Raw genomic sequence first — 9,492 nt, 5'->3', positions numbered from 1 at the left:
AGCAATCGGTTAGTCAGCAGCATGAGTGCCGTTGGCCACTGTGGCGATAATGCCGCCTGTGAGGGCTTCTTTGGGATGCTGAAGCGAGAGCGAGTACATCACCGACGTTACCGTACTCAAGACGAGGTAAGAGCAGACCTATTTGAATACATCGAGCGGTTCCATAATCCTAGGATGCGACGTAGAGTTGCTGCGCAGGATCAAAAGCTCTTAGCTGTTTTATAACCGTCCGTGGAAACGGGGTAGAACCCGTGTGCGCTCGTCGTCAGAACACGCAAATGCAAACGCTTTATGGTTAGCAGCAAAATGGCTATTACTCAGGGAATTTAGCGAATCAAGCCGTTAGCAACGCGTATACCGTTATTGAGTAATCTTACCGACCGGGGTGTAGCTTTGTAAGGCACAGCGAAAGGTTGTAGCGTTCACTGACCCAGTTACGCGAAGTGAAAATTAATCAGTACTCTCGGTTGAAGAAAAATCAACTATTAGAGGCAAAAAGCAAGACCTGACCCCGGTCTTCCTCACCAAAAATGACCCCGCCACGTTTGCTATTCGTGAACAACGTCGGCGTTTTGCCTTAGCATCACGGCTACATTGCACCCCACAGCTCATCGCCACCAGGACGCTTGCATGTCTCGCCTTGCTCTACTGCCACTCTTTTTCCTGTTTTCTCTACATGGCTGTGATGCACAGTCGCAGCCTCTGCCCCACAGTGAAAAGCTAAGCGCAGAGAAAGTCGAGGCCATCGCTCATCGTGTCAACGACCGCTACCCCGACCTATCGGGTAAGCTGCGCGACCAAATACTCGCCACCGTGGTGCGCTCACTGGACAACATGGTGTTTATCGAGGGGGGAGAGTTCGAGATGGGCGACTTCGGCACTCTTTGCCAATACGATCCGGCAAATATGGGAACTTGGCCCTACGGGCAGGACCCAGAGCGGTTATGTCCGATAACGCGCTTTAACAATGACGACTACCTGCATCAGGTGCGTTTGAGTAGTTACCACCTATCTCGTTACCAGACTCGCCTTGAGGATTTTGATTTATTTCGAACCAGTTTGGGCTTGGCGCTGTTCGACGCCGATCTACGAGAACGTGAAGACCTTCAAGAACTCTTCCATCCAGATAAACCTGCTTGGACGAAAAGCTGGCAGGAAGCCAAGGACTATTGCCTATGGGTTGGCGAGCTCAGTAGCTATCCCGTCGACCTTCCCTCTGAGGCTCAGTGGGAGTATGCCGCAAGAAATCGTGGCCAATATGTCCAATACCCAACCGACACCGGCAGCCTTGATTATGGCCGCAATATCCCGGCAGATAAAATCACCGACGAGCTACCTATCGCCCAGTTTGCGGCCACCCCGCTTGGCTTGTACGACATGGCAGGCAACGCGACCGACTGGGTCAACGACTGGTACGCCGAAAATTACTATCAGGTGTCTCCATTGGAGAACCCTAAAGGGCCAAACATGGGAACACAAAAAGTTCGTCGCGGGTCAAACTACCAAGAGACTATGTGGATGAGCGCGAATACAGTCCGCCGCTGGAATGACGATCTTAATAGAAGTAGGCATCTACCAGGCACGAGCTTTAGGTGCTCATTGCAGTCGGATACGCCGCTCTAGAAGCCTAAAAGCTGCATAGGCTTCTAGACAACCCCATCAAACAGCCCACTACGCTGAGCAGCCAGCAAAGTTTCTCGTTAGGGTAATCGGGGCAGATGAACATTGATTCTATTGTTTTTGATACTTGTCGCCGCCTCGCCTTGGGGGGTCCTTTCCGGCGTGGCAGAAGGATCTTGGCAGCAGTCGCGGTGTAACGGGAATAGCTAAAGGCGAGACCAGCCCACAGAACTCAGATACATATATGCAGCATGCAAATATGTGCAGATATGTTCATCTGACCCCGTTTTCCGCAGCACTTAATCCAGCGAGGCAATAACCGCCAGGTCTGCTTCGCAGACGAGCAAGACATGCTCACCTTTGGGCAGTGGTTGTGCGATTACTCCGACGAATACAGCGTGGCGGTTCATTCGTGGGTATTCATGACCAACCATATTCATCTGCTCGCTACTCCCAATGGGCATGCCAGCATCAGCTTGATGATGCAGGCGGTTGGGCGCCGCTATGTCCGCTACTTCAACAATCGTCACCGACGCACCGGCACCTTGTGGGAAGGCCGTTATCGGTCATGCCTGGTTGATTCCGACGGCTACCTCCTCCACTGCCAGCGTTATATAGAAATGAACCCCGTCCGGGCTGCCATGGTCATCGCTCCCGGAGACTACCGCTGGAGCAGCTATCGCACCAACGCCTTGGGCAAAGCGTCGCAGCTGGTTTCACCCCATAGCCTTTATCAACAACTAGGTACCAACCCGGAGGAGCGCCAGTTGGTCTATCGCGAGCTGTTCAAGGAAGTACTTTCTGACGATCTGGCTGAAACCATACGCACCACCACGCTTAGCGGCCTTGCCCTGGGCAACGACAAGTTCAAACGCGAAATAGAAAGCCTCACCGGCCAATCTGCAAGCGCCGGAAAGCCGGGGCGACCAGCAAGGGATCAAAAGCAAAATAGTTAATGTTCATCTGACCCCAATTACCTTGTGACCCCAATTACCTTGAGCACAACGCGCGCTGATCGCTTGAGCCTGAAGCAATGTATCACGGGTTGTCATTGGCCTTCCTTGGGTACTGTTGACGTAATTCTTCGGCCAGTGGGCTGCCTGCACTGTGATTCCAAGCTAAGCGAACCTGGTTACCGGGTAAAAAGTGCACATGCAGGGTGTCATCTGCACGTTCGCGCGGAGGGTTAGCTACCTCCAGCTCATGCCGCTCCTCTTCCAGCCCACTCTCAACCTGTTCTGGAGTAACGTCCAGGATCCAAACTACTTTCAACTTGTCACCAGTAATCCGCCAGCAGCAGGTGGTTTTCCCACCGCCATAAGCAAACGCGTTGCCACCCCAATTATCATTAACCCAGTAGCTGAAGATCGGTCGACCCGTATGGTTATGGACATACAGTGAAGCACCGCTAGGTCGCTGATACTGCCAAAGAACATAGCCACCTATTAGTGTCACGTAGAACGTCAGGCTCAATGCCCATCGCAACCATGTCGGTAGGTTCAGCCATCGCTGTCGAACGATATTCATAGGAGATCCGGTCCCATATTGGTTTCAAGCGCCTCACTCAACGTGAACTCATTTTCTAACATCGACGTATGTATCTGTTGCCAATTTGCCCTTGCATCTAAAGGCGCGCCTTCCATTAAGGACAAAGTCGCAAAAAGCAGTTGGTCGTCAGGATGCCCGAGACCTGTCTGCCGTGCTTGGCTTAATGCACGGTCTACTTGCTCTAAACGATCACCATGGCATGTATCGGCGAGAAACTCGGAGGCACAAGCTTCGAGTTCATCCAGCAGCGGGCAACAGAGTCAGGTCTTGCCTTTTGCTTAACTGCAGGTCATCAGAACAGGGTATCGCTCGGGTCGAGTTTTTGATGCGGGGAGAACATCCGCGGTGCCTTGCGCTGAGCTGCAGATATGTTCATCTGACCCCGTTTTCTTACAGAGTCTGGCTCTGTCAGCTTCTTTAATAAGGGGGAGAACATCCGTTGTTCCTTGTGCTGAGTTGAAGCGGAATCTGCAGATACGTTGGCAGCGCCGTATTTTATCCAAGACCTGCGCAGGCCGATGTGCGCTCGTCGTCAGAACACGCAAATGCAAACGCTTTATGGCTAGCGGCAAAATAGCTATTACTCAGGGGACTTAGCGAATCGAGCCGTTAGGAAAGCGTATACCGTTATTGAGGAACCTTGCCGACCGGGGTGTCGCTTTGAGCAGCACAGCGAAAGGTTGTAGTGTTCACCTGACCCAGTTACGCGAAGTGAAAATTAATCAGTACTCTCGATTGAAGAAAAATCAGCTATTAGAGGCAAAAAGCAAGACCTGACCCCGGTCTTCCTCACCCAAAAGGACCCCGCCACGCTTGCTATTCGTGAACAACGTCGGCGTTTTGCCTTAGCATCACTGCTACAGTGCACCCCACAGCTCATCGCCACCAGGACGCTTGCATGTCTCGCTTTGCTCTACTGCCACTCCTTTTCCTGTTTTCTCTACATGGCTGTGATGCACAGTCACAGCCTCTGCCCCACAGTGAAAGGCTAAGCGCAGAGAAAGTCGAGGCCATTGCTCAGCGTATCAACGACCGCTATCCCGACCTATCTGGCAAGCTGCGCGAGCAAATACTCGCCACCGTGGTGCGCTCACTGGACAACATGGTGTTTATCGAGGGCGGTGAGTTCGAGATGGGCGACTTCGGCACTCTTTGCCAGTATGACCCGGCCAACATGGGTACTTGGCCTTATGGGCAGGAGCCGGAGCGGCTTTGCCCAATTACGCCCGAGCGGAATGATGATTATCTGCATCAGGTGCGCTTGAGCAGTTACCACCTTTCTCGCTATCAGACTCGTCAAGAAGATTTTGATTTATTCCGCACAAGCCAAGGGCTGGCTCTGTTCAATGCCGAAGAACGTGACCGCCAAGATTTGACTCACTATTTTGCCCCCAATAACCCCGCACCAGTCAAAGATTGGCAAGAGGCCAAGGATTATTGTTTATGGCTAGGAGAATTAAGCGACCGCCCTTTGGACCTGCCCACCGAGGCTCAGTGGGAATTTGCAGCCCGCAATCGAGGAAAGTACATACAATATCCAACAAATGACGGTAATTTAGACGACGGGAAAAACATTCTTCAAGACGAAAAAACCTTTGTAACCCCAGTCGGTCAGTTTCCACCGACCCCACTTGGTCTCTATGACATGGTTGGCAATGCTACTGACTGGGTGAACGATTGGTATGCAGAGGACTACTATGCTAAATCCCCCATCAGAAACCCAACTGGCCCAAACAACGGCACGCAAAAAGTTCATAGAGGCTCGTACTATGCGGAAACGAACTGGATGAGCGCCAATAGTGTTCGCCGCTGGCCAGAAAACCCCGTGAGCAATGGCTACTATCCAGGAAGCAGCTTTCGCTGCTCCCTCCAATCTGATCAACAGCTATAACGCTCCGAGTTCAACTATGCTAGGCCGTTAAATAATCCACTGCTTCGCGCAGCCATCAGCACCCCGCGCTTTCTGACTGGGTCAGAGGGGGTCCATGCCAAGATACCTGATGGACGCGGAGTAGAGCCGTGGTTTACAGCCAGGGACTCAATAAAACGATTGAACTCTTGCTGCTGCGAACCATCCACCAAACGGTTTAAGCGATCAAGACTTTCCATCCCATTGACCGTCTCGCCTCTTGGTGAGCAGTGCTCCAAAAGTTTAAGCATTTGCCTCCAAGTCCGGACATGCGAAAGCAAAAGCACGAGCGCCGCTTCTTGGTCTTCGTGCCAGCTCTCGACAAACCTTTCGCTCAACATATAGGCCATCGGGCCAAGTGTCTCAGGCGGCAATCTATCTATAGACAATCTTTGGCCATTGACTATTACCGCCTCATGTCTAACCAAATAATGGGCTAGATTCTCTGCCTCATATTTAGATGTCTGACGCAATTGCCACCAGGCTTTCATCTCACGTTGCCCCATATCAAAAGCCACCACTGCAGCGCGTCCCGGCTGCGAGGCAATTTGATAGAGGCCGTAAGCGACGTAATTAAATGCGTCCGCATTCACACTGAGCAGATAATGGTAATCAACCTCCGACAGCGCATCGCAGAGAAGCGTCACCACCTTATACGTATTCTCCAAATCAACCACAGTCGCAAAGCCGCCGCCAGCTCCGGGCCCAAACACCAAACGTCCGTTGCAGTTAAAGGCCAAACGATCACTACGAATAGTTAATCCAAAATCAAACCCGGCACCAATACCCAGAGCACCATTCCCCTCGCCCTTAATCTCCGCCAAGCTGGTCCAACTACTACTGGCATTGGATTGCCCAGACACTATCTTGCCACGACCTATCTTGCTCGGTTCAATCCATTGCAACGCGCCACTGAGCGCGCCGCCAGCTTGGGCACCAGCAAAGGCGTCGCCCTTTATGCCAATATAGCCACCGCGACCCGTTTCGATCTGGGGCGATCCCAGCAATGCTGTTGCACCGCTTGGGCCCTCATCACTCGGTTTATACTGCACTCTTGCACCAACGCTACCTTGCACCTGCGCACCCACAAAACACGATACTTCCAGCTTGCCCTGCAGACGGAACACACCGAACGGGTGCAACACTGTCTCTCCATTTGCGTTACGGTAGGCTAGTTGCATGGTTCTCCCACCCTGAGACGGGAAGAAGCTGCTGAGCGCAACCGAGCCCTCAGCCAAGGAAAAAGCGGCGCTGCCCTTGGCACCTACTTCAATATTACCCCCAGCAGGATCCCAGCTATTAACACCTGCGCTGGCGCTGGCGGCAAACCGCAGGGCATGAGCTTCGGCGGATATCGCATAAGGTGCAGCGTCGTCGCTGTTGCTGGTCCATGTGACTTCTTTATGCAGAGCGTTGAGCAGGTTGTCTTCCTTGCTACTCCAACTGATCAGCTTGGCCTCTAGGCTGCCCAACGGACTTGCTCGGCGGGAGTTACCAAGGTCATTGCGGATGTCATCCAGCAATTGCTTGGCCAATTGCTTACCAAAGGGCTTACCCTGCAAAACGCGGGTACTAACTTTGGTCTTCCAGTCAACCTGCTCGTGAAAACGAGCCGCGACGTAATAGCGGCGGTCGGGCTGGCCGAACAAACTGACCTCAACCACCGTGATACCGCTGCGTCGACGAGTACCACTTTCCGATTGTGTTTGACGACTACCACTGCGGGCATAATCGAAATTTGGCCTAGCAGAATTGGCGAGAGTAGCGCTGCCCTCAGATTCACTTTTCAGCAAACCACGCAGTCGAACAATCTCTGCATCCAACTGTTTGAGCTTCTCTGCGCGCAGTGACTCCCAGTTGCTTTCCAACATGTTGCCAGCATCCAGGGCTAGCACCGGGTTATAGGCCACATACCATTCACGCGCTTGGCGCAGCTTGGTCAATTGCCCCTGTATATCCTCTTCGCTGGTCAAGGTAGGCTGCGGCTGCGCGCCAGTAGGATCGACACACAAAAGGCCCGCCTCTTCGGCTTTCTTGCTCCACTCATCTTTCTTGCAGCGCACACAAGAACAGTCTGCATCAGCGTTTTGCTCTTTCTGGCAATCCACTCGCTGCCCTGAATCAGCTAACGCGTCTTGCAGCTCAGTCATCACCAACTGAACTCGATCAATTTCTCGCTTCAGGTCCTGCACCTGAGCTTCGGTAAGCACATAGAAGTAAGGGTCGCCGGTTATGTGTACTACATCTATCAATTCCGCTGAGCAGGGGCTGCCAGCCTGAGTCTGAGTGCTACTGCAATCATCTGTATGTCGAGCAGGTGGCAGGGATGCGAGGGAAGAAGCTCCTGATTCAGACGCATCCAAAATTGGAGTATCGTTGGCTGCAGCAGGCCGTGGCGGTAGTTTGAGCTTCCATCCGGGCTGAATGTTGTCAGGATTTCGAATTATGGGGTTAAGCTTTTGCAACTCTGCGGAGCTGGTACCGTGTTGCCGGGCAATCGCGGTGAGGTTATCACCCGACTGCACAATGTACTCGCTTCTGTTTGACATATCCTTTCGTCCCTAGCCCTGTAGGCGTTCCAATTCATCCAGCTTGCCAGCCATCACCAGATCAGTGCGCGCAAGAACCGCGCGAGCTGTCGACGTGGGCCAATTCTCGCCTTTATGGATCAGCGCCAATCTGAGCCAGCGCTCAAAGTGCGCTTTCTGGTTGACTCCCTCCGCCTGCGCTGCGAGCAATTGCTGATAAACATATACACTTGGCTCGGGCATATCTAATACAGAGCGATAGTCGCCGACGAGCTCGGTTGCAATGATTTGAAGCCTTGCCTGCGTTATCTGCTCTTGCCGCAGCGCACCCAATCGCAGCCACCCCGGCTTTTGAACCTCGCCGTTCCAATCCTCGGCACGAGCTATATATCGCCAACCAAGTTCATTGCGCCACGCTACACCAGCAAAAGGCCCGAAAAACGTATTCAGCTCCTGAGATTCAAGATTGGTCAGCAGCGGCTCAAGCCAGCGTGGCTCATAAAAGCGCATCAGTTGTTGGTGTTGTTGGTCCGTAGTAACGGTCAGTAGGCTCTGGCAATGCAGAACAGCCTCCGACCATAGGCGCAGGCTATCGAGGTAGAGTACACACCCGGCATTACTCTGATCCAAGAGCGTGCTGGCGTAGTCAGCCATCTCGCCAGCCTGGTCACATAGCACTATTACCGGACCGTGCTCAGCCAACTCCGCATAAACCGTATTGTGGAACAACGAAGCCCACTGGGGGGCGCCCTCGGGAGCCAATTGATAAACCCAGCGCAATAGTTCAGCATCCGCCATAGGGTCCAACAAAAGACAACGTAAGCCAGAACATGGCGCGTGCATGAAAGGCGAAGATATCTGCTTGATCACGGACTCACCCATGCTGATGAATTGTGCATTTGCCAGCGGCATCGAACACGCAGCCAGTCGCAGGAAGCAAATGCCCAGCAAGCGCCTGGGCCCTATATTGCTCCAACACCAATCCCGCGCGGGCGGTATCTACTGCAGAACTCAACGCGGGTAGCGTGACTGCTGCACCACTGCCCCGCCCAGGACTCCCTCCCGAATTGAGCCTCACGGCCGGCCCAACCAGGGTGACGCCTCCGGCATCGATCTTGATAAAGGAGCCGCCGGCGGTAAGGGTGATTTCGCTGCCGGCTTCGATGACCATTTTCTGGCCCGCTTTGAGGTGTATCTCGCGGCCGGCTTTGGTGAGTAGCTTGTCACCCAGTTGAATGTGTTGGCTCTGGCCGATGGTGAGGTGGTCGTTTGGTTTGACTTCGACCTTGCGCTCGCCTTGCACGGTTACGTGTTCTTCCGCCTTAAACTCGCTGTAGCTGTTGGCCTCGACGGTATCGTGGCGCTCATTGCCGACGCGCACCGTCTGGTCGTGCTCGATGTTTTCGTCCCAGTCTTTCTGCGCGTGCAGGTAGATCTGTTCTTCGCCCTTTTTATCCTCGATGCGCAGTTCGTTGTAACCACCGCCACCGGGGCTGCTGAGGGTTTTGAATACGCTGCGGGTTTTGTGCGCAGGTAGCTCGTAGGGGACTTCGTGTTCTTTGTGGTACAGGCAGCCGGTGACCAGCGGTTGGTCGGGGTCGCCTTCCAGGAAGGTGATGAGCACTTCCATGCCGATGCGCGGGATGGCGACGCCGCCGTAGCGATCCCCAGCCCAGCTGGAGGCGACGCGCAGCCAGCAGCTGGTTTTGTCGTCGGCTTGGCCTTCACGGTCCCAGTGGAATTGCACTTTGATGCGGCCATACTGGTCGCAGTGAATCTCTTCGCCCTGCGGGCCGGTGACCACGGCGCTTTGGCTGCCGAGGACTTTGGGTTTGATGTGGTTGAGCTGTGGGCGCCAGATGATCTGCCAGGGTGTGGCCTTGAAGT

The 9,492-nt window shown here is 53.6% G+C and carries 8 protein-coding genes; 4 read left to right on the top strand and 4 right to left on the bottom strand.

The genetic code is table 11. The annotated features are described in order from the left end of the window. The 3 genes from H4J77_RS18645 to H4J77_RS18635 all read left to right on the top strand — a co-directional run. Positions 1-225, top strand: a 225-nt coding sequence (locus H4J77_RS18645) for an IS3 family transposase (RefSeq protein ID WP_182249943.1), incomplete at its 5' end; no start/stop codon positions are given. A 405-nt stretch (positions 226-630) separates the two neighbouring features. Then, positions 631-1,623, top strand: a complete 993-nt coding sequence (locus H4J77_RS18640) for an SUMF1/EgtB/PvdO family nonheme iron enzyme (RefSeq protein WP_182249941.1) — start codon at positions 631-633, stop codon at positions 1,621-1,623. A 299-nt stretch (positions 1,624-1,922) separates the two neighbouring features. Then, on the top strand, positions 1,923-2,576 hold the full coding sequence (locus H4J77_RS18635) for a transposase (RefSeq protein WP_182249947.1): 654 nt from the start codon (positions 1,923-1,925) through the stop codon (positions 2,574-2,576). Positions 2,577-2,658: 82 nt separating this feature from the next. Here H4J77_RS18635 and H4J77_RS18630 read toward each other — a convergent pair whose 3' ends face one another. Beyond that, positions 2,659-3,147: a DUF3304 domain-containing protein gene (locus tag H4J77_RS18630; RefSeq protein ID WP_182249939.1), complete on the bottom strand. Its 489-nt coding sequence runs from the start codon at positions 3,145-3,147 to the stop codon at positions 2,659-2,661. A gap of 919 nt (positions 3,148-4,066) precedes the next feature. Here H4J77_RS18630 and H4J77_RS18625 point away from each other — a divergent pair. Further along, positions 4,067-5,059, top strand: coding sequence for an SUMF1/EgtB/PvdO family nonheme iron enzyme (locus H4J77_RS18625; RefSeq protein WP_182249937.1), 993 nt, complete (start codon positions 4,067-4,069; stop codon positions 5,057-5,059). 14 nt (positions 5,060-5,073) lie between these two features. On the opposite strand, the gene H4J77_RS18620 is transcribed toward H4J77_RS18625, so the two are convergent. The 3 genes from H4J77_RS18620 to tssI form a co-directional block, all read right to left on the bottom strand. Next, a complete protein-coding gene (locus H4J77_RS18620) occupies positions 5,074-7,626 on the bottom strand; it encodes a LysM domain-containing protein (protein ID WP_182249935.1) in 2,553 nt (850 codons plus the stop codon). Between the two features lie 12 nt (positions 7,627-7,638). After that, positions 7,639-8,403: a DUF4123 domain-containing protein gene (locus H4J77_RS18615; RefSeq protein ID WP_404940798.1), complete on the bottom strand. Its 765-nt coding sequence runs from the start codon at positions 8,401-8,403 to the stop codon at positions 7,639-7,641. Positions 8,404-8,479: 76 nt separating this feature from the next. Beyond that, positions 8,480-9,492: type VI secretion system tip protein TssI/VgrG (tssI, locus tag H4J77_RS18610; RefSeq protein ID WP_182249933.1), on the bottom strand; the 1,013-nt coding region annotated here is incomplete at its 5' end.

It is taken from the genome of Pseudomonas sp. 5Ae-yellow, assembly GCF_014077575.1.
Taxonomy (GTDB): Bacteria; Pseudomonadota; Gammaproteobacteria; order Pseudomonadales; family Pseudomonadaceae; genus Halopseudomonas; species Halopseudomonas neustonica.
This window is presented reverse-complemented; position numbering and strand designations above follow the sequence as displayed.